General features: G+C 70.4%; 17 protein-coding genes. 7 read left to right on the top strand and 10 right to left on the bottom strand.

Features of this window, described 5'->3' with window-relative positions; translation table 11 throughout:
* Positions 1–36 precede the first annotated feature (36 nt).
* Entirely contained in the window at positions 37–882 is an 846-nt protein-coding gene (locus ABZW11_RS28480; protein WP_355423281.1) for an aldo/keto reductase, read from the bottom strand.
* Positions 883–1,028: 146 nt separating this feature from the next.
* Here ABZW11_RS28480 and ABZW11_RS28485 point away from each other — a divergent pair, with 146 nt between their 5' ends.
* Positions 1,029–2,633, top strand: coding sequence for a M28 family metallopeptidase (locus ABZW11_RS28485; protein WP_355423284.1), 1,605 nt, complete (start codon positions 1,029–1,031; stop codon positions 2,631–2,633).
* 51 nt (positions 2,634–2,684) lie between these two features.
* On the opposite strand, the gene ABZW11_RS28490 is transcribed toward ABZW11_RS28485, so the two are convergent.
* Genes ABZW11_RS28490 through ABZW11_RS28510 form a run of 5 tightly spaced genes read right to left on the bottom strand, consistent with a single transcriptional unit; the run spans position 2,685 to position 8,049 of the window.
* On the bottom strand, positions 2,685–4,046 hold the full coding sequence (locus ABZW11_RS28490; RefSeq protein WP_355423286.1) for a sulfatase-like hydrolase/transferase: 1,362 nt from the start codon (positions 4,044–4,046) through the stop codon (positions 2,685–2,687).
* 11 nt (positions 4,047–4,057) lie between these two features.
* Positions 4,058–4,867, bottom strand: a complete 810-nt coding sequence (locus tag ABZW11_RS28495) for a carbohydrate ABC transporter permease (RefSeq protein ID WP_355423289.1) — start codon at positions 4,865–4,867, stop codon at positions 4,058–4,060.
* Positions 4,867–5,739: a sugar ABC transporter permease gene (locus tag ABZW11_RS28500; RefSeq protein WP_355423292.1), complete on the bottom strand. Its 873-nt coding sequence runs from the start codon at positions 5,737–5,739 to the stop codon at positions 4,867–4,869. The genes ABZW11_RS28495 and ABZW11_RS28500 overlap by 1 nt, the downstream gene beginning before the upstream one ends.
* The gene (locus ABZW11_RS28505; protein WP_355423295.1) at positions 5,736–7,013 is read right to left on the bottom strand and encodes a sugar ABC transporter substrate-binding protein; all 1,278 of its coding nucleotides are present in this window, start codon (positions 7,011–7,013) and stop codon (positions 5,736–5,738) included. Before ABZW11_RS28505 ends, ABZW11_RS28500 begins: the two co-directional genes overlap by 4 nt.
* A gap of 13 nt (positions 7,014–7,026) precedes the next feature.
* Entirely contained in the window at positions 7,027–8,049 is a 1,023-nt protein-coding gene (locus tag ABZW11_RS28510; protein WP_355423297.1) for a LacI family DNA-binding transcriptional regulator, read from the bottom strand.
* 227 nt (positions 8,050–8,276) lie between these two features.
* Here ABZW11_RS28510 and ABZW11_RS28515 point away from each other — a divergent pair, with 227 nt between their 5' ends.
* From ABZW11_RS28515 to ABZW11_RS28535, 5 genes are all read left to right on the top strand, one after another.
* The gene (locus tag ABZW11_RS28515) at positions 8,277–9,719 is read left to right on the top strand and encodes a multicopper oxidase family protein (RefSeq protein WP_355423300.1); all 1,443 of its coding nucleotides are present in this window, start codon (positions 8,277–8,279) and stop codon (positions 9,717–9,719) included.
* A gap of 159 nt (positions 9,720–9,878) precedes the next feature.
* Positions 9,879–11,264, top strand: coding sequence for an APC family permease (locus ABZW11_RS28520; protein WP_355423303.1), 1,386 nt, complete (start codon positions 9,879–9,881; stop codon positions 11,262–11,264).
* A 10-nt stretch (positions 11,265–11,274) separates the two neighbouring features.
* On the top strand, positions 11,275–11,832 hold the full coding sequence (locus ABZW11_RS28525) for a GPP34 family phosphoprotein (RefSeq protein ID WP_355423306.1): 558 nt from the start codon (positions 11,275–11,277) through the stop codon (positions 11,830–11,832).
* Between the two features lie 429 nt (positions 11,833–12,261).
* Positions 12,262–13,107 (top strand): hypothetical protein, encoded by an 846-nt coding sequence (locus ABZW11_RS28530; protein WP_355423309.1) that lies wholly within the window; start codon positions 12,262–12,264, stop codon positions 13,105–13,107.
* Positions 13,108–13,315: 208 nt separating this feature from the next.
* A complete protein-coding gene (locus ABZW11_RS28535; RefSeq protein ID WP_355423312.1) occupies positions 13,316–14,683 on the top strand; it encodes a glycoside hydrolase in 1,368 nt (455 codons plus the stop codon).
* 46 nt (positions 14,684–14,729) lie between these two features.
* On the opposite strand, the gene ABZW11_RS28540 is transcribed toward ABZW11_RS28535, so the two are convergent.
* The 4 genes from ABZW11_RS28540 to ABZW11_RS28555 all read right to left on the bottom strand — a co-directional run bounded on the left by ABZW11_RS28540 (position 14,730) and on the right by ABZW11_RS28555 (position 18,958).
* Positions 14,730–15,548, bottom strand: coding sequence for a carbohydrate ABC transporter permease (locus tag ABZW11_RS28540; RefSeq protein WP_355423316.1), 819 nt, complete (start codon positions 15,546–15,548; stop codon positions 14,730–14,732).
* Positions 15,541–16,491: a sugar ABC transporter permease gene (locus tag ABZW11_RS28545; protein ID WP_355423318.1), complete on the bottom strand. Its 951-nt coding sequence runs from the start codon at positions 16,489–16,491 to the stop codon at positions 15,541–15,543. The genes ABZW11_RS28540 and ABZW11_RS28545 overlap by 8 nt, the downstream gene beginning before the upstream one ends.
* A gap of 1 nt (position 16,492) precedes the next feature.
* Positions 16,493–17,746: a sugar ABC transporter substrate-binding protein gene (locus ABZW11_RS28550; RefSeq protein ID WP_355423321.1), complete on the bottom strand. Its 1,254-nt coding sequence runs from the start codon at positions 17,744–17,746 to the stop codon at positions 16,493–16,495.
* Between the two features lie 72 nt (positions 17,747–17,818).
* Positions 17,819–18,958: an ROK family protein gene (locus tag ABZW11_RS28555; protein ID WP_355423324.1), complete on the bottom strand. Its 1,140-nt coding sequence runs from the start codon at positions 18,956–18,958 to the stop codon at positions 17,819–17,821.
* Positions 18,959–19,031: 73 nt separating this feature from the next.
* Here ABZW11_RS28555 and ABZW11_RS28560 point away from each other — a divergent pair.
* A partial coding sequence (locus tag ABZW11_RS28560; RefSeq protein ID WP_355423327.1) for a Gfo/Idh/MocA family oxidoreductase occupies positions 19,032–20,136 on the top strand: 1,105 nt, incomplete at its 3' end.

Consider the following 20,136-nt stretch of genomic DNA (forward strand, 5'->3'; position numbering starts at 1 on the left):
CTCCACGCGGGTGTGGAGGGCCGGCTCCCTCGCGTCTCAGCTCAGCTCGGCGACCTGCTCGGCCGTCAGCGTCACCGTGGAGGCGCCCAGGTTCTCCTCTAGGTGGGCGATCGACGACGTGCCGGGGATCGGCGCGACCACCGGCGAGCGGGCCAGCAGCCAGGCCAGGCTGACCTGCGCGGGCGTCGCGCCGAGCAGCTTGGCGACGTGCTCGACCGGCCCGCCGGGCGCGGCCAGCGCGCCCTTGGCGATGGGGCTGTAGGGGATGAACACGATGCCCTGCTCGGTGCAGTGGTCGAGCACGGACTCGGAGAAGCGGTTGGTGAGGTTGTAGCGGTTCTGGACGGAGACGATGTCGGCGATGCGCCGCGCCTGCTCCAGCTCCTCGACGCTCACCTCCGACAGGCCGATGGCGGCGATCTTGCCTTCGTCCTGGAGCGCCTTCAGCTCGCCGATCTGGTCCTCCAGCGGCACCTTCGGGTCGATGCGGTGCAGCTGGAGCAGGTCGAGCCGGTCCTGGCCGAGCCGGCGCAGGCTCATCTCGACCTCCTGGCGGAGGTACTCGGGGCGGCCCACGGCGTGCCACTGGCCGGGCCCGGTGCGCACGAAACCGGCCTTGGTGGCGATCAGCAGGTCCTCGGGGTACGGGTGCAGCGCCTCACGGATGATCTCCTCGCTGACGTACGGGCCGTAGGAGTCGGCCGTGTCGATGAGGTTCACCCCCAGCTCGACGACACGGCGCAAAACCTTGACGGCGGCGTCCCTGTCGGACGGCGGTCCCCAGACTCCTGGACCGGTCAGGCTCATGGCGCCGAAGCCCAGGCGGTGCACGGTCTTGCCGCCGACGGTGATGGAGCCGGTGGATGGGAGCGATATGGACATGACAGTTCCTCGTCTCGGATGCGACGTTCCACGTCCGTGATGCAACGGATACGCGGACAAATCTTCCCTATCACCCGCCCGATGAATACGTTTCGGAACACGTGCGCAAAATGACCCGGTTCACCCCTCCACGTACGAGGAGCACCATGTCTTACCGCTTACGTAAAGGCATGCTCGGCGCCATCACCGCCGTGGCCGTGGCCTTGTCACCCCTCGCCTTCACCGGAACCGCCGCCGCCCATGGCGGGCACGGGCACGGGGGCGGGCACGGTGGCGGGCACGGCGGCGGGCACGGGCCCAAGGACCCGCACAAGAAGGAAGTCGAGAAGCTCGTCAAGGCCGTCTCGGGCAAGAACGTCAAGAAGCACCTCAAGGCGTTCCAGGCCATCGCCGACGCCAACAACGGCACCCGCGTCTCCGGTACGCGCGGCTTCGACGCCTCCCGCGACTACGTGGCGGGCAAGTTGCGCAGGGCCGGCTACCAGGTGACGATCCAGCCCTTCGAGTTCGTCTTCGACGGCTACGTCACTCCGCCGATGCTGAAGACCGCCGGTGGGACGCCCAAGACGTACCAGTACGGGTTCTTCAGCGACTACGTGGCGATGGGCGACTCGCCCGCCGGGTCGGTCACCGGCACCGTCCAGCCCGTGGACGTGACGCTGCCGCCAGGGCCGGAGAACAGCTCGACCTCGGGCTGCGAGCCGGAGGACTTCGCCGGGTTCACCGCCGGCAACATCGCGCTCATGCAGCGCGGCACCTGCAACTTCCGGGTGAAGGTGGACAACGCGATGGCCGCCGGGGCGATCGGGGCCATCGTCTTCAACGAGGGCCAGGAGGGGCGTACGGAGGTGGACCTCAACCCGGTGCTCGGCGGGCCCGGCGTGACGATCCCCTCGTTCTTCACCCGCTTCTCGGTCGGCGAGGAGCTGGCCGCGGCCGGCACCACGGTCACCATGAACTGGGACCCGATCGTCGAGACCAGGACCACCTACAACGTGATCGCGCAGAGCAGGAAGGGCGACCCGGACAAGGTCGTCATGCTCGGCGCCCACCTCGACGGCGTGCAGGAGGGGCCGGGCATCAACGACAACGGCTCGGGCAGCGCGGGCGTCCTGGAGGTGGCGCTGCAGGCGGCCAAGCTCAAGCCCAAGAACCAGCTGCGCTTCGCCTTCTGGGGCGCCGAGGAGTTCGGGCTGCTCGGCTCCGAGCACTACGTGGCCTCGCTGAGCGAGGAGGAGCGGGCCAAGATCAAGCTGTACCTGAACTTCGACATGATCGCCTCGCCGAACTACACGTTCGGGATCTACGACGGTGACGGCGACGCGTTCGGCACCGCCGGGCCTCCCGGGTCGGACAGGATCGAGGAGGACTTCGAGAGGTTCTTCGCCGGGCGGCGGCTGCCGTTCACGGCCACGGCGTTCACCGGGCGCTCCGACTACGGGCCGTTCATCGCGGTCGGCATCGCGTCGGGCGGCCTGTTCACCGGCGCCGAGGAGCTCAAGACCGAGGAGGAGGCGGCCATCTTCGGCGGCACCGCCGGCCTCCCGCTCGACCCGTGCTACCACAGCGTCTGCGACACGATCAGGAACATCAACGACAGGGCCCTGGACGTGAACTCCGACGCCATCGCCACGCTGGCGGGCACGTACGCGTTCGACATCGGCACGATAGGCACCACACCGCCCGCCCCGGCGAGCGCGGCCCGCACCGCGGAAAAGCACCCCCACAAGCCCGCCGACGCAGCAAGCTGACCACCCAGGCGCCTCTCCACCCTTCACAGAAGGAGGGTGGAGAGGCCGACCTCAAGGGCGGGGTTGGTGGCCGAAGCGGGTGGGTTTCAGGGCCTTTGAGCGGACTGCGGGGTCGGGCATGGCCTGGGTGCGGCCGGGGACCGGCTCGGCGGGCTCTATCACCGGCTCGGCCTCCCCGGCCGCCACGATCCGCCGCACCAGCCGCTCGCGCAGCTCCGCCGCGACCGCCTCGTGCGAGGGGTGGCCGGCCAGGTTGACCAGCTCGTACGGGTCGTTGACCACGTCGTACAGCGCCTGCTCGCGGTAGCGGGGAGCGGCGGGGTCGTCCCAGGGGTCGGCGCCTTCGGCGACGGCGTAGTACTTCCACCGCGACGTCCTGATCCCGCGCCCCACCTCGGACTCGCTCACCTGGAAGAACACCTCGTCGGGCCAGTCGGCACGGGGGTCGCGCAGCAGCGGCAGGAACGAGCGCCCCTGCATCGCGCCGGGCACCGGCAGCCCGGCCGCCTCCAGCAGGGTGGGCGGCAGGTCGAGCGTGCTGACGGGCCGCGCGATGGCGCCGCCCCCGTCGAAGCCGGGCCCGCGCAGCGCCAGCGGCACCCGCAGCGAGGCGTCGTGGCAGGACCGCTTGTACTCGCCGTTGCGGGTCTTGAAGTGGTTGCCGTGGTCGGAGGTGTACGCCACGATCGTGTCGTCCAGCAGGTCCATGCTGCGCAGCGCGTCGAGCAGCCGCCCGAGCCCTTCGTCGAGGCGCTTGACCTGGCCGAGATAGCCGCCCATGTGCTGGTGCGCGGTGCCGCCGAGCGCGGCGAGGTCGGGCGGCATCCAGATGCCCTGACAGCGCTCCTCGTAGCCGTCGGGCGCGGGATAGTTGTCCACCTCGTTCTGGTGGTGCGGCTCCAGGAACGACAGGAACAGGTAGAACGGCTCGGCGGCGTGGTCGGCCACGAACCGCACGGCCGCGTCCACGAGCGCGTCGGAGCGGTAGCCGGGCAGCATGACGGGCTCGTTCGCCTCGTCGTAGACGATCGTGCGGTAGGCGTCGGAGGTGTGCTCGAGCGCGTTGGCGGCCAGCCAGCTCTGGTAGCCGCCGCGCTCGTGCTCGGGCACCGGCTCTGAGCCGGCCAGGTGCCACTTGCCGATGTAGCCGGTGGCGTAGCCGGCCGCGCCGAAGTGGTGCGCGAGCGTGCGTTCCTCGCGCGGCAGGACGCGGCCGTTGCGGTGCACGCCCGTCGTGGTCGCGTAGCGGCCCGTCTGCAGCGCCGCGCGGGCCGGCGCGCACACCGGCTGCGGCGTGAGCGCGACCGTGGCCTGCGTGCCGAGCCTGGCCATGCGGTCGAGGTTGGGGGTGAGCGGGCCGACGGTGTCCCACCGCTGCTGGTCGGTGAAGACGACGATCACGTTCGGGCGCAAAAGGGAGACTCCTATCGAAGGCCGGTAAGGGCGATGCCCCGCACGAAATATCTCTGGGTGAGGACGAACAGGACGGCGGTGGGCACGAAGAGGATCACCGAGCCGGCCGCCGTGAGGTGCCACAGCGTGAAGTACTCCTGGTTGAACAGGGTGAGCCCGACCGGGATGGTGCGCATCTCGGGTGTGCTGGTGGCGACCAGCGGCCAGAGGAACTCGTTCCACTGGAAGACGAACGTGAACAGGGCGAGCACGGCCAGCGCGGGCCTGGTCTGCGGCAGGATGACGCTGCGGTAGATGCGCAGCTCGGAGGCCCCGTCGATGCGGGCCGCGCTGATCAGGTCGTCCGGGATGGGCTGGATGAATTGTCTCATCAGGAAGATCCCGAACGCGTCCATGAGGAACGGGGTGATGAGCCCTTGGTACGTGTTCAGCCACCCGAGGTTGGCCATGAGCACGTACAGCGGGATCATCCGCACGAAGAACGGCACCATGAGCGTGGCCAGCAGCGCCACGAACAGCGTGTTGCGCAGCGGGAAGCGGAACTTGGCGAACACGTACCCGACGAGCGGGTCGAACAGCAGGTGCGACAGCGTGATCGCGCCGGCCACGACGAGGCTGTTGACGATGAAGTCGCCGAACGGCGCGCGGGCGAACAGCACGGCGTAGTTGCCCCACTGCGGCGTCTCAGGCCAGAGCACCGCGCTCGCCGCCAGCGTCTCCGCCTCGGTCTGCAGCGACAGCGAGACCATGTAGAGCAGCGGCAGCACCGTCACCAGGCTCGCCAGCGTGAGCACGGTGTAGAGCAGGACCTTGCGGCTCATCAGTACGTCACCTCCCCCCGCCGCCCGGCCCTCAGCTGGATCACGGTGAAGGCGACGATGACAAGGAGCAGCAGCACGGACTGTGCCGAGGAGTAGCCGAAGTCCCTGGTGCGGAAGGCCACGTTGAAGATGTGGAAGACCGACAGGTCGGTGGCGTCGCCCGGCCCGCCGCCGGTGATGATGTACGCCTGCCCGAACGCCTGCAGCCCCGAGATCACCGCCATGACCGAGACGAACAGCGTGGTCGGGGCCAGCAGCGGCAGCGTGATGCGCCAGAACCGGCGCCAGGCGTCCGCCCCGTCGATCTTGGCGGCCTCGTGGTAGGTCTCGGGGATGCCCTGCAGCCCGGCGAGGAACAGCACCATCGTGTAGCCGACGCTCTGCCACAGCGTGACGGCGGCGATGGTGAGCAGCGGCGCGGTGTTGAGCCACTGCTGTCCGGGCAGTCCGAGCGCGAGCAGCACCCGGTTGAGCACGCCCAGGTCGGGGTCGAGGATGTTGCGCCACAGCAGCCCGACGATCGCCACCGAGGTCAGGTACGGCACCAGCAGCAGCACCCGGAAGGCCACCCGGCCCTTGAGCGGCTGGTCGATGGCCAGCGCCAGGGCCAGTCCGAGCACGATCGAGCCGGCCACGACCAGCACCGCGAAGACCACCGTGACGAGGAACGAGTGGCGCACGGCGGGGTCGGCCAGGGCCTGGCTGTAGTTGCCGAGCCCGGCCCACTGGTCGGCCATCGGCCCGGTGCGGAAGCCGGTGGCGACCACGTTGCCGATGGGCAGGTAGAACAGCGCCGCGAAGAACAGGATGGCCGGCAGCAGGAAGAGGTAGGCGGTCCTCGCGTAGCGGCCGGAGAGCGTGCGCGGCCTCACTTCAGGTAGCCCTCCGCCGTCCTCGCGAACTCCGTCAGCACGTCGGCGGCGGGCCGGTTCTGGATGAGCACCTGCTGGTACATGACCTTCAGCTGCTCCTCCCACTTGCCGAACCGCCCGGTCAGCCGCACCGCCTGGGAGGAGTCCTTCGCCTGCGGCAGCGCGTCGGCGAACACCTTGGTCGCCGGGTCGGCCTGCACCTCGGGCAGCTTCGCCCAGGACACGCGGGGCATGAGCATGCCGGTCTCCTTGGTGGCGGCCTGCTCGACCTCCAGGGCGGTGATGCGCTTGATGAAGTCCCACGACAGCTCGGGCCTGCTCGCCTTGGCCGGCACGAACATGCTGACCCCGGCCGCCTGCGTGGCCCGCACCTTGTGCTCCAGCGGCGGCGCGACGCCGAGGTCGATGTCGGGGCTGGTCTTCCTGATCGGGTCGAGGTCCCAGGGGCCGGTGAGGATCATCGCGGCGCGTCCGGCGGAGAACAGCTTCTGCGGGCCGGAGTAGTCGGTGCTCGCGACGGGCACGGGCGCGACCTTGTGCTTGTGGATGAGGTCGGCCTGGAACTGCAGGGCCTCGATCGCGTCGGCGAGCGGGGTCATGACCTTGCCGGTCTCCGGGTCGTACGGGGTGACGCCGGCCTGCGTCATCCAGGGCCACATGTAGGTGTAGTCCTGGTTGAGCGCGACGCCGTACACGCCGTCCTTGGTCAGCTTCTTCGCGGCGGCGAGGAACTCCTCCCAGGTGGTGGGCACCTCGACGCCGGCGTCGCTGAGCATGCCCTTGTCGTAGAGCAGGGTGTTGCAGGTCAGGTGCAGCTGCACGCCGTACACCTTGCCCTGGTAGGAGTTGCGCTCGACGGTCACCGGCTGCCAGTCGGCGGGGAAGCCCATGGCGGCGCCGTCGCGGTCGACGAAGTCCTGCAGCGAGCGGGCGTTGCCGGACAGCGCGAACTCCTGCACCCACCCGCCGGGCTCCTCCACCAGGTCGGGCACGGTGCCGGAGGCGAAGTCGGCGAGCAGCCTGGTGCGCAGGTCCGGCCACTGGTACTTCTGCAGGTTGACGGTGACCTTGTGGGCCTGCTCGAACGCGGCGATCACCTTGCGGTAGGCCTGGTAGTCGTGGCCGGCGTTCCAATAGACGGTGAAGGTGCCGGGGGCGGCGCTCTGCGGGGCCGGCGCTCCCGCGCACGACGACAGGGCCGGCACGCCTGCTGCGGCGGTGGCGGCCACGCCGAGCAGCCGGATCAGGTCACGGCGTGAGGGGTGGGCGGGCATCGGGGTTTCCCTTCTAGGACGAGCCCCGCCGCACGAAGGTCCACGACCGGACGATCTCGCGGGCGGGCGGCGGCTCATCGGCCTGGAGGCGGTCGAAGAGCAGGCGTACGACGTCGGTGTAGTCGTGGCGCAGCGGGCCGACGGTGCTGAGCTGCGGATTGGTGATGAGACCCTCGTCGATGTTGCCGACCCCGACGATCGCGACGTCGCCCGGCACGCTCAGCCCGAGGTCCCTGGCGGCTGCGATGGCGCTGATCGCCGCCCGGTCGGCGGCGGCGAAGATCGCGTCGGGCCGGTCGGGCGAGCCGAGCAGCTCGGTCGCCGTCTGGTACGCCGCCACGCGGTCGTCGGCGCCCCCGGTGACGACGGGGGCGGTGTCGCCGTGCCGGTCGAGGGCGGTGAGGTAGCCGAGCAGCCGCCCGGCCGGCCGGTCGCGGTAGAGCTCGTGCCGCTGCCCCATGAACGCGATGCGCCGCCGGCCGGTGGCCAGCAGGTGCTCGACGGCCTCCGCGCTGGCCTCGGTCTCCGGGGTGCGGACGACGTCGCAGCCTTCGAGCCCGCTCTCGTTGCTCAGCACCACCATCGGCAGCCCGGTGGCGGCCAGCCCGGCGAGCAGGTCGTGGGCGAGGTGGTCGCCGACCACGTTGATCAGGGCGCCGTCGGCGATGCCGCCGCGCAGCATCTCGATCGCGGCCTTCGCCCTCGCCTCGGAGTAGACGGCGAGCGTGACCACGGAGTAGCCGCGCGCGTCGGCCATCTCGTGCAGGTCGGTGGCCAGCCGTTCGTCGGTCGGGACGCCGCCGAACGTGCTCAGCACCAGGCAGACGCGCTGGGTGCGGCGCCTGCGCAGGCTCCTCGCGGCCTGGTCGGGGGTGTAGCCGAGCTGCCTGGCGGCGTCGAGCACCCGCTGCCTGGTCTCGGCGGCCACGGGTCGGTCGCGGCCACTGAGCACGTAGGAGACGGTTGCCACTGACACGTTCGCCAGCTCGGCCACTTGTCGCGCTGTGGGTCTCATGTTAGTCGAATAACCTAGCATTCCCTACGGGTTTATGGGGTATTTAGTGGCGGCGGATCTGGGCAAGCAGGTCGGAGGTGGGGTGATGGTCGCCGTACGGCGCTCGACCGATGTGAATCGATTAACACATTAGGTCGGGCGTGCCGCTCCGACAAGGGGGCACGCGGCCAGGGACTCCCGGTCAGCGTGGCGTGCGGGCTTTCGCGATCACTCTCCGTTACCTTGCCAGGTGGATGGGGGGATCTGTAGTGAATGGTTCGGCATGGGGTACGGGCGGGGGTCTTTCCCGCCGGCTGCTGTTCACCGGCACGTTCGCCGTCGCGACGGGCGCACTGACCGGAGCCGCCACGGCCGACCGGAGGCGGCCGGTGCGAGGCACGGTGCTGCGGGCGCGGCCCGCGACCGTCTCGCTGGGCGGGCGCAAGGTCGCGACCTGGACGTACGGCGGCACGGTGCCGGGGCCGATCATCCGCGCGACGGCGGGCGGCATGATACGCGCCAGGCTCGTCAACGACCTGCCCGCCGAGACCACCGTGCACTGGCACGGCATCAGGATCGACCCGAGGATGGACGGCGCCCCCGGCTACACCCAGGCGCCCACCAAGCCGGGCCGCACCTTCGACTACGTGTTCCGGGTGCCCGACCCCGGCACGTACTTCTACCACTCGCACGTCGGCATGCAGAACGACCGCGGCCTGTACGGCCCGCTCGTGGTGGCCGACCCGCGCGAGCCGCTCGGCTACGACGAGGAGTTCGTGGTCCTGCTCGACGACTGGCTGGACGGGATCGACGGCACGCCCGACGACGCGCTGAGGCGGCTCAACGCCAGCACCGAGCACGACGACACGCTGCGCAGCGACCTGCTCGGCGGGGTCACCGGCGAGGTGCGCCATCCGTACCACCTGGTCAACGGCCGGATGGCGGAGGCGCCCGAGGTGTTCACCAGCCGGCCTGGGCGGACGGTGCGGTTCCGGGTGATCAACGCGGCGGCCGACACGGCGTACCGGGTGGCGCTCGGCGGCCACCGCATGACGATCACCCACACCGACGGGTTCCCGTGCGCGCCCGCCACCGTGGACACGTTCCTCATCGGCATGGGCGAGCGCTACGACTTCGTCACCCGGCTGGGCGCGGGCGCGTTCCCGCTGGTCGCGCTGGCCGAGGGGAAGCAGGCGCGGGCGTTCGCGATCGTCAGGACGACGCCGGGCGCGCGCCGGCCGCCGCGCGAGGTCAAGGTGCCGGAGCTGGAGCGGCGCCTGCTCGCCTACGCCGACCTGCGGCCGCGCAGGGCCGACGCGCTACCCCTCCCGAGCAGGACCGTCACGGTGACGCTCGGCATGCGGCCGTCGGGCAACGAGTGGACGCTCAACGACCGGCTGGCCGCCGACCCGCTGCGGGTGCGGGTGGAGAAGGGCGAGACGATCAGGATCGTCATGGACAACCAGTCGCCCATGTGGCATCCGATGCACCTGCACGGCCACACCTTCCAGCTGCGGGTGGGCGAGCGGCGCGGGGTGCGCAAGGACACGGTGAACATCAAGCCGCGCGAGCGGCTGAGCGTGGACGTGGAGTGCGACAACCCGGGCGAGTGGATGTTCCACTGCCACAATCTCTACCATCAGGAGCAGGGGATGATGGGCGTCCTCGGGTACGGCCAGGCTCCGCCCCGAAGTCGCCACATGAGCCATTAAGGCCGCATTTGTCGGGGTTACGCGCAAGTAATGTGCTACAGGCGTGACATTTCACTATTAACGTGATTCACTCCACGCACTCTTGCGACGCGCACCCACGCTGCGAAAGGATCACCAGTCGGACCCCAGCCCCTCGCAGGACGACTGGAGACGCCTGTCGTGCGCGCACAACAGAACATCGAGCAGTTCGGCTACCGCCAGGAGTTGCACCGTACGGTCGGCCTCGCCGACCTCATTTTCTACGGTTTGGCATACATGGTACCGATCGCACCTTTCGCGATTTTCGGGAGTGTTTATTCGGAATCCGGTGGTATGCCGGTCCTGGCGTACCTCGTCGGGATGATCGCGCTGCTGTTCACCGCCGCCTCGTACGCGCAGATGGTGAAGGCGTTCCCGCTGTCCGGCTCGGTCTACAACTACGCCGGGCGCGGCATCGCTCCCCCCGTCGGGTTCATGACCGGCTGGATGATCCTGCTCGACTACATCCTGCTGCCCTGCCTGCTCTACCTGGTGGCCTCGATCGCCATGAACGACAGCGTGCCCGGCGTCCCCGTCTGGGCCTGGCTGATCGGCTTCGTCGCCGTCAACACGGCGATCAACCTGCGCGGCATCAGGATGACGGTCCGGCTCACCCGCGTGCTCATCGCGATCGAGCTGGCCGTGCTCGCCCTGTTCCTGCTCGTCGGCGTCTGGGCGCTGCTGCGGGGCGCGGGCCGCGGCTTCAGCCTCACGCCGCTGTTCAACGCCGAGACCTTCGCCTGGCCGGTGATGTTCGCCGCGGTGTCGGTGGCCGTGCTGTCCTTCCTCGGCTTCGACGGCATCTCCATGCTGGTGGAGGAGTCGACCGGCGGCTCCGCCCAGGTCGGCCGGGCCATGCGGGTCGCGCTGCTGCTGGCGGGCGTGCTGTTCATCACGCAGGTCTGGGTGGCCGCGCTGCTCGTGCCCGACCCGGCTGGGCTGCTCGACCAGCCCAGCGACACCGCCTTCTACGACGCCGCCGCCGTCGCGGGCGGCGAGTGGCTCAGGCACGTCACCACCGCCGCCACCGCGCTCTCCTGGGGCCTGGTCAACACCATGGTCGCCCAGGTGTCGGTGTCGCGGCTGCTGTACGCGATGGCCCGCGACCGGCAGCTCCCTTCGTTCCTCGCCAAGGTGTCGGTACGGCACTCGGTGCCGTCCAACGCGATCCTGCTGAGCTGCCTGCTGTCGATCGGCGTCGGCATCTGGGCGGCCACCCGCGCCGACGGGGTCGCCCTGCTCAGCAGCCTGATCAACATGGGCGCGATGGTCGCGTTCATCGTCCTGCACGTGTCGGTCATCGTGCACCACGCGCTGCGCTCCGGCTCCGACCGGATCTGGGCCCACCTGATCTCGCCGCTGATCGGCGCGGGCATCCTGGTCTTCGTGGTGATCAACGCGAACCTCCTGGCCCAGCTCCTCGGCCTGGTCTGGCTCGGGCTCGGCGCGCTGGCGCTCATCACCCTGTACGCGCTCGGCCGCCGCCCCACGCTGCGCGGCGTGCCCGCCGGATCCGACCGCCGCTGAGGAGGCTTGCATGGACCGGCTGCCGCTGCACCAGGACCTGTATCTCATCGCCCACGACAAGACCGGCAAACCGTACGTCCATCCGGCTTCGCTCGCGCTCGGGCTGGCCGGCGCCGCGCTGCTCGACCGGCTGCTCACCGGGCCGGTCAAGCCGCTGCTCAACCCCGGCCCCGTCGCGCTCATCAAGGGGGCCGCGGCCGGCGGGATCTACGACCGCACCAGGGAGGAGCTGCTGGGCTCCGGGGTGCTCGTGCGGGTGACCGGGCGGCGGCTCGGCATGCTGCCGTACACCCGGTACGAGCTGGCCGACATCGCCTCCGTCGTCCGCGCGTCCTCCGGGGCGCGCTCGGCGGTCGAGGGCTGGAAGCCGCCCGACGCGCGCTGCGCCGGGCTGTGCGGACTGGTCGCGGTGCTCCGCCTGGAGAGCGAGCTCTACCTCGACCAGCCGGCCGCCCGGCTGGTCGCCAGGCTGCGCGAGATCGCCGCCTCCGCCGCGTCGCCCGTGGGCGAGCTGGTGGAGATCGTGGACACCCTGGTCGCGGAGGCCGCCGTCGCCGTCTACCGCTAGCGGCGTGCCCCATATGCGAGTTACGCGGGCGACCATCCTGCCGCCGACGGCGCGGGCGGATTCCTCGACAGGCCGCCCATGGACCGTTCCGCCAACGCACAGCTCCTGGCGCGCCGGCACCCTCCACTTCACGCGATAACGGAAATCGCTGTCGAAAATGGCGGACGGTGCGGTGCCGGCCTTTCTCGAAGACGGCAGATCTTGTCGGCGGCGAATGCTGCGAAAGGAGGTTGTCATCAAATAGTCTCTCGTCCGTAGTACGAAATGCCGGAACCACCGACAAATCAAGCACACCCTTTTTGTCCCGTTTTCTCGTGATACTGCCGGGAGGGTGCTGTGGCGTACGGATCAGGGTCGGGCCGCCTGTGCGGGCGTTGCGGAGCGCGCGCAGGCTCCCTCTCCCCATGCCCCCGCTGCCGGGCCCCGCAGGTGACGCCCGATGACCGGCCGGCGCCCGCGCCGTACCTGGACTGGGAGCCCGAGCGGTCACCCGCCGAGACACCGGCGTGGCGGCGCGCGCCCGTGCTGGTCGGCGTGGTGGCGGCCCTGCTCGTCCTCGCCCTGACCGGGTGGCTCGTCGTGGGCCGCACCGACGCGGGCGGCGCGGCGGCGGGCTCCGGCGGCCCCGCCGGCACGAGCCAGGCCGACGTCGCCCCGCCCCTCTGGGAGAGCACCCCTGCCGACGACGCCGACCCCGCCTCGGCGACCGGCGACGCCGCCGCGGACGCCGGCGCCCAGACGGACGACGAGACCGACGAGCAGGCCGAAGAACCTGTTGAAGAGCAGGCAGAGGAGCAGGCAGAGGAGCAGGCAGGGGCCGGGTCGGGCAAGGAGGCCAGGCGGCAGGCCCGGGAGCTGGACAGGCTGCTGTCCAGGAGCAACTCCTCCCGCTCCGACCTCACCGGGGCCATCGACGAAGCCGTCCTGTGCGAGCGCGCCGGCCTGGACACGATCAGGGACATCACGAACGCCCGCCGCAGGCAGCTCACCGCCGCCAGGAGACTGACGGTGTCGGCGCTGCCGGACGGGGCGCAGCTGCGGGACGCCCTGGTGACCGCGCTGGACGCCTCGTACCAGGCCGACCTGGCGTTCCTGAGCTGGGCCAGGAAGCTGGCGGCGGACGGCTGCCCGGGGGTGGGCAGGGACCACCGCGATTACCGGCGCGGCCTGGACTGGTCGAAGGCGGCTCACGAGGCGAAGACCCGATTCGTGCGGACGTGGCGGCCGGTCGCGAAAAAGTACGGCCTGACCGTGTGGAAAGCGCGCCAGATCTGATCACCGGTCTTTTCGTCTTACCAGAAACCGTTCCACGGGCGAATTCCGGTTGGTGGATGAGCGCCAGGGCGGCCCCCCGGCGCGACCCCGGGGGCCGCCGTGCTTTGCGCACGGGTTGACGCATGGTTGACGAGCCCGCCATGAACGCTTACGTTTCTCGGCGATCGAGGAAATGTATCGTCACAATTCCGAAATTTTCGGAGGCGCCATGTTACGAGGGATCATCGCGATCAGCCTGCTCGGCCTCCCCGCCGTCCACCCCGCCGTCCACCCCGCCGTCCACCCCGCTGTCCACTCTGGCCACCCGGCCCCGCAACCGGCGATCACCCTGAACGAACGCGTCCGGCACCAGGAGATCGACGGCTTCGGCATCTCCCAGGCGTTCCGCCGCAACGAGCTGCTCAAGGCCCTCTCGCCGGCCCAGCAGCGCGAGGTGCTCGACCTGTGGTTCCACCGGAGCAAGGGCGCGGGCCTCAGCATCTTGCGGCTCGGCATCGGCTCCTCCCCCGCCGGCAGCCCGTACGACCACATGGTCTCGATCCAGCCCGAGGACCCGGGCGGCCCGGAGGCCGAGCCCCGCTACGTGTGGGACGGCGACGACAACAGCCAGGTCTGGGTGGCCAAGGAGGCCAAGCGGTACGGCGTCGAGCGGTTCTTCGCCGACGCCTGGAGCGCCCCCGGCTACATGAAGGACAACGGCGACGACAAGAACGGCGGCACGCTGCTGCCCGAGTGGCAGCGCGCGTACGCGAAGTACCTGGCGGCCTACACGAAGTTCTACGCCAAGGAGGGCATCAGGATCACCGACCTGGGCTTCACGAACGAGCCCGACTACACGGCCTCGTACGCGTCCATGCGCTTCACCCCCGAGCAGGCCGCCGCGTTCGTCAAGGTGCTGGGGCCGATCGCCCGCGGCACGAACGTGGTCTGCTGCGACTCGTTCGGCTGGCGGGAGGCGAAGGCGTACACGGCGGCCATCGAGGCCGACCCCGAGGCGCGGCGCTGGGTGAAGACGCACACCGGCCACACCTACGCCAGTCCTGTGGACGGCCCGCTGCCGACGTCCAGGAAGACGTGGATGTCGGAGTGGAACCCCAACGGCGACACCTGGAACGAGGCGTGGGACGACGGCAGCGGCTATGACGGCATCACGATCGCCCAGGCCGTGCACGACGCGCTCACGCTGGGCGGCGTCAGCGCGTACGTCTACTGGCTGGGCGGCTCGCGCGGCGCGACCAGGGCGCTGCTGCAGCTCGACGACGCGGCCGGCGAGTACCACGTGTCGAAGCGGCTGTGGGCGCTGGCCGGTTACAGCCGGTTCATCCGGCCCGGCGCGGTCCGGCTGGAGGCGGGGGCGGCCGATCCGGCGCTGAAAGTTTCAGCGTTCCGCAACCGCGACGGCTCGCGGGTGATCGTCGCGCTCAACACGGGCACCGCGCCGATCGCGTGGAAGGGCGTGCGGGGCCGGGCGGCCGCGTACGTCACGGACGAGGCCCGCTCCATGACCCCGGTGAGCGTGCAGGGGAACGCGGTGACGCTCGCGCCGCGCGCCCTCACCACGATCGTCCTTCGCTGACCTTGCGGAGGCATCCGCCCGCCGGGGGATCCTGGCGGGCGGATGATCAGCCCTTGCTGCCCGTGTGCGCGATGCCCTGGATGAACTGGCGTTGCAGGAAGACGAACACCGCGATCACCGGCACCGAGGCGAGCAGCGAGCCGGCCATGAGGACGGGGTAGTCGGTCTGGTATTGCCCCTGGAGCGAGGCGAGCCCGGCCGAGAGCGTCATCTTCTCGGGGTCGGTGTTGACGACGAGCGGCCAGAACAGGTCGTTCCACGCCCACAGCAGAGTGAGGATGCCCAGCGCCACGAGCCCGGGCCGGGCCAGCGGAAGCATGACCGACCAGTAGATGCGGACGGGCCCCGCGCCGTCGAGCCGCGCCGCCTCCTCGATCTCACGCGGCAGCGCGAGGAAGAACTGCCGCAGCAGGAACACCCCGAACGCGCTGAACAGCCCGGGCACGATGATCGCCTGGAGGCTGTTCAGCCAGCCCAGCGAGGACATGATCTGGTACTGCGGGATGACGAAAAGCTGCGGCGGCACCATGAGCACCGACAGGAACACCCCGAACAGCACGTTCCTGCCGGGGAAGCGCAGCCGGGCGAAGGCGTAGGCGGCCATCGAGCAGAACAGCACCTGCCCCGCGACCCGGCCCGCCGCCATGACGGCGGTGTTGAGGAACTGCTCGCCGAACGGCAGCAGGTCGAACACCTTGGCGTAGTTGTCCCAGCGGCCCTCGGGCAGGAACGTCGGCGGCACGGCGGTGGCGCTGCTCAGCGTCTTGAGCGAGGTGATGACCTGCCACACGAACGGCGCGACCATCGCCAGCGAGGAGGCGATGAGCACCGCGTGCAGGCCCAGCGGGCGACGCCGCTCAGACATAGTGCACCCACTTCCGCTGGAACCTGAACTGCAGGATCGTCAGCGCCGCGATGAGCACCAGCAGCGCGATCACGATGGCGGCGGCGTAGCCGCGGTCGTTGGTGACGAAGGCCCGCTCGTAGAAGAGCTGGACGACGGTCTGCAGCCGGGAGTACGCCGGGTTGGCCCGCGCCGCCTGGCCGGACCCGGTCATGACGAAGACCAGGTCGAAGAGCTGGAGCGAGCCGATCACCGACACGATGGAGATGAAGAACGCGGTCGGCGACAGCATCGGCAGGGTGATCCTGAAGAACTGCCGCACCGGGCCGGCGCCGTCGAGTGAGGCGGCCTCGTACAGCTCCTTGGGGATGCCCTGCATGCCGGCCAGGAAGATGATCAGGTTGTAGCCGACGCTGCTCCACACGCCCACGACGACCAGCGCGTAGAGGGCGGTCGCGGGGTCGGCGATCCAGTTGGGCCCGTCGATGCCCACCAGCGCCAGCACCTGGTTCACCAGGCCGTAGTCGCCGTTGTAGAGCCAGCGCCAGAGCATCGCGACCGCGACCGGCATGGTCACCACGGGCAGGAAGAACGCCGTGCGGTAGAGGGCGACCCCGCGCAGGCCCGGCCGGTTGAGCAGGGCGGCGAACACGATCGCGAGCGGGATCCCGAGCAGCCCGAGCACGGTGTACGTGAGCGTGTTGAGCACCGCCTGACCCACCTGGGGGTCGGCGAAGAGGCGGGTGTAGTTGTCCAGCCCCGTCCACGTGTGCCCGCCGAACGCGCCCCACTCCGTGAAGGAGAAGTAGGCGGTCTGCAGCACGGGCCACAGGTAGAAGATCGCCAGGCCGAGCCCGGTGGGGGCGATGAACGCGTACCCCCACAGGGCCTCGGCGCGGGGCCCGCGCCGCTTCGCCGCGTGTGCCGCCCGCGGGGGCCGCCGGGTTTCGGCGGTGGTGGTCACGTCACTCCTTGGCCAGCAGGTCGTTCATCGCCGCCGCGAGCTCCGTGGCGGCCTGGTCGACCGGCACCTCGCCGGTCCACGCCTTGGTCAGGTGGGTCAGCTCGGCCTCCTGCCAGGCGGCGGTGTTCTTGGAGACGGGGTACGGCACCGCGTAGGAGACCGCGTCGAGGAACGACTGGAGCTTCCACTCGGGGTGCGCCGCGACCCAGTCGCCCTGGGTGCCGTTGTAGGCCGGGATCGGGCCCTTCTTGCCGAGGAGGTCGGCGGCCTGCTTGGAGCCGAGGAACTTGACGAACTCCCACGCCTGCTCGGGGTGCTCGGTCTTGGCCGACATCACGTTGGCGACGCCGTGGATGATCGTGGCCTGCCTCTCGCCCTTGGGCAGCGGGGCGACGTCCACCTTGTCCTTGGTGTACTCGTTCTTGCCGAACTCGGCCACGTTCCACGACCCGCCCCAGTACATCGCGAGCTTGCCGGCCTCGAAGAGCTGCAGCGGGCCCGTGTCGGTCATGGTCTTGAGGTCGGGCGACTGCTTGGCGGCGATGAGGTCGGTCCAGAACTTCAGGCCGGCGATCGTCTTGGGGTCGTCGTAGCCGGACTTCTTGCCGTCGGGTGAGATCACGTGGCCGCCGGCCTGGTAGATCGTCGGGTACTGGTACTCCTGGAAGCTGGTGAGCTGGGCGCCGATCGCGTAGACGCCCTTGGCGGGGTCGCTCAGCTTGGCGGCGGCCTGCTTGAAGTCGTCCCAGGTCCAGTCGTCGGCCGGATACTTCACCTTGGCGGCGTCGAAGAGCGTCTTGTTGTACCAGACGCCCACGGTGTCCATGTCCTTGGGCAGGCCGTACAGCTTGCCCTCGTAGGTGTAGAGGTCCACCAGGGGCTTGGGGTAGACGGAGGTGTCGACCTGCTCCTCGATGGGCGCGATGACGCCGTTGGAGGCGTAGAGCTGGAAGTTGGGGCCGTTCATCCAGAAGACGTCGGGCGCGGCGCCGCCGCTGACGGCGGCCTTCATCTTCGTCCAGTAGTCGGCCCAGGGGGTGAGCTGGACGTCGACCGCGATGTTCGGGTGCGTCTTGGTGAACTCCGCGGCCAGTTCGTTCATGACCTCCTGCTGGGTGGCGTCCCAGACGCCGTACGAGAGGGTCACCTTGTCCTGCGACTGCGCGCCCGCGCCGGCCTGCTCACCGCCGCCACACGCGGAGGCGAGCAGTGCCGCGCAGAGGAGGGCCGCACCGCTCCGTGCCGACTTCCACATCTCCCATGTCCTCTCCTAGAACGTGGGAGTAATCATGGAGTCCAGTGAAATTGTTTTCAAGAGCAAGCCGTGTCACAGATGGCTCACGAGCGGGCTCCTGCCGTCGAGCACCCGGTCCTCGACGTCGTCGAGCGCGAGACGTACGGCGCCGAGCACCACCGCCTCGTCACCCAGCGCCGACATGCGCACCTCGGGCGTGCGGATGCACCAGCGGTCGAGCTCCCGCTTCAGCGGCTCGATCAGCACGTCCGCCGAGCGCGAGAACCCGCCGCCGACCACCACCATCTGCGGGTCCAGGGTCAGGACCAGCGCCGACGCGCCCAGCGCCAGGTCCTTGACGTAGCGGCGGACCGCGGCCAGCGCCGCCTTGTCGCCGTTGCGTGCCGCCGCGAAGACGTCGCCCGCCTCCCCGCCCGCCCCCCCGTTGGCGGCGCTCAGGTGCTCCTGGGCCCTGATCCAGCCGAGCACCGGCAGCGCGCCGATCTCGCCGGAGGCGTTGGCGAAGCCCCTGTGCAGCTTGCCGTCGATCACCAGCCCGGCGCCGGTGCGCAGGCCGGCCAGCAGGAACACCATGTCCTTGGCGTAGCGGGCCACGCCGCGCCAGCACTCGGCCAGGGCGGCGAGCTTGCTGTCGTTCTCCACCAGCACGGGGGCGGGGGCCAGGCGGCGCACGTGGGCCGCCAGGTCGACGCCGGTCCACTCGGGCAGCGCCTCCGACAGCAGCACCCGTCCGGCGCCGTCCACCAGGCCCGTCGTGCCGACCCCCGAGGCCCAGATCTCGCCGCCGGTCAGCCCCGCTCCCTCCAGGCACTCGGCCGCGGCCCTGTCGACCGCCTCCAGGCGTTCGAGCCGGCCCATCTCCGGAGTGACGGGCACCCTGGCGCTCTGCAGCACGGTGCCGTCGAGGTCGGCGACCACCGCGCGGATCTTGTGACCGCCGATGTCGATGCCGAGCACCCGGCCCGCCTCGGCCCTGAACCGGTAGCGCCTGGCCGGGCGGCCGACCCCGCCGGCGGTGGCGCCCGCCTCGGTCACCCAGCCCTTCTGCAGCAGCTCGCGCACGACGTCCTCGGTCGAGGCGCGCGACAGCCCCGTGCGTTTGGCGACCTCGGTGAGGGTGAGCGAGTCCTGGCCCTGCAACGCCTTGATCACGGCCAGCGCGTTGAGCTGCCGGAGCCGTGACAGGTCACCGCCGCTCATCTCCGCGGCCATCCGCCCCCCTTGCTGTCAGCTTTCCCAGGCCGAATAATGATGGTCTCCATGATATTTAGTCGGGGAAGGTTCCATGACTGAGGTGACTCTAGCCGTCGTCGGCGGCGGCCTGCGAGGGCTGACCTACGCGCGCCGCGCACACGCCACGGGCGCCGGGCGCGTGGTGGCGGTGGCCGAGCCGGATCCGGGGCGCAGGGCGGCGTTCGCGGCGGAGTTCGGGATCGTTCCAGAGCTGGCGCTGCCGGGCTGGAAGGAGCTGGCGGCGGCCGGGCGGGTGGCCGACGCGGCGGTGATCGCCACCCAGGACAGGATGCACACCGACCCTGCCGTGACGCTGGCGGACCTCGGTTACCACATTCTCCTGGAGAAGCCGATGGCCACCACGGAGCGCGAGGCCGCCATGATCACCGAGGCGGCCGAGCGCAACGGCATCATGCTGGCCGTCTGCCACGTGCTGCGCTACACCCCCTACACCGGCCTGGTGAAGCGACTGCTGGACGAGGGGCGCATCGGGCGGCTCATCAGCGTGCAGCACCTGGAGCCGGTGGGCTGGTGGCACCAGGCGCACTCGTTCGTGCGCGGGCACTGGCGGCGCCAGGACACCTCGGCGCCCATGCTGCTCGCGAAAGCCTGCCACGACGTGGACTGGCTGGTGCACCTGTTCGGCCGGCCGCCGGCCCGGGTGTCGTCGTTCGGCTCGCTGTCGCACTTCCGCGCCGAGGACCGGCCGGAGGGCGCCGCCGACCGGTGTCTCGACTGCCCGCTCGAACCCGCCTGCCCGTACTCGGCCAAGCGCCTCTACCTGGGCTGCCTCGGCGACCCCGACAGCGAGTTCTGGCCGCTCGGCGCCGTCACGCCAGGCCGTACGGAGGAGGACGTGCTGGACGCGCTGCGCACCGGCCCGTACGGACGCTGCGTCTACGCCTGCGACAACGACGTGGTGGACCACCAGGAGGTGCTGATGGAGTTCGACGACGGCGGCACCTGCTCGTTCACCATGAGCGCGTTCACCCCGATGGAGCACCGCCGCACCCGCCTGTTCGGCACCCACGGCCACATGGACGGCGACGGCACCACCTTGCGCGTGGTCGACTTCCGCACCGGCACGGAGGAGACCCTGAGCCTGGACGAGACCGTCGGGCCCTCGGCGGCCGACGGGCACGGGGGCGGCGACGAGG

This window comes from Nonomuraea sp. NPDC004580 (assembly GCF_040609855.1).
Lineage (GTDB): Bacteria > Actinomycetota > Actinomycetes > Streptosporangiales > Streptosporangiaceae > Nonomuraea > Nonomuraea salmonea.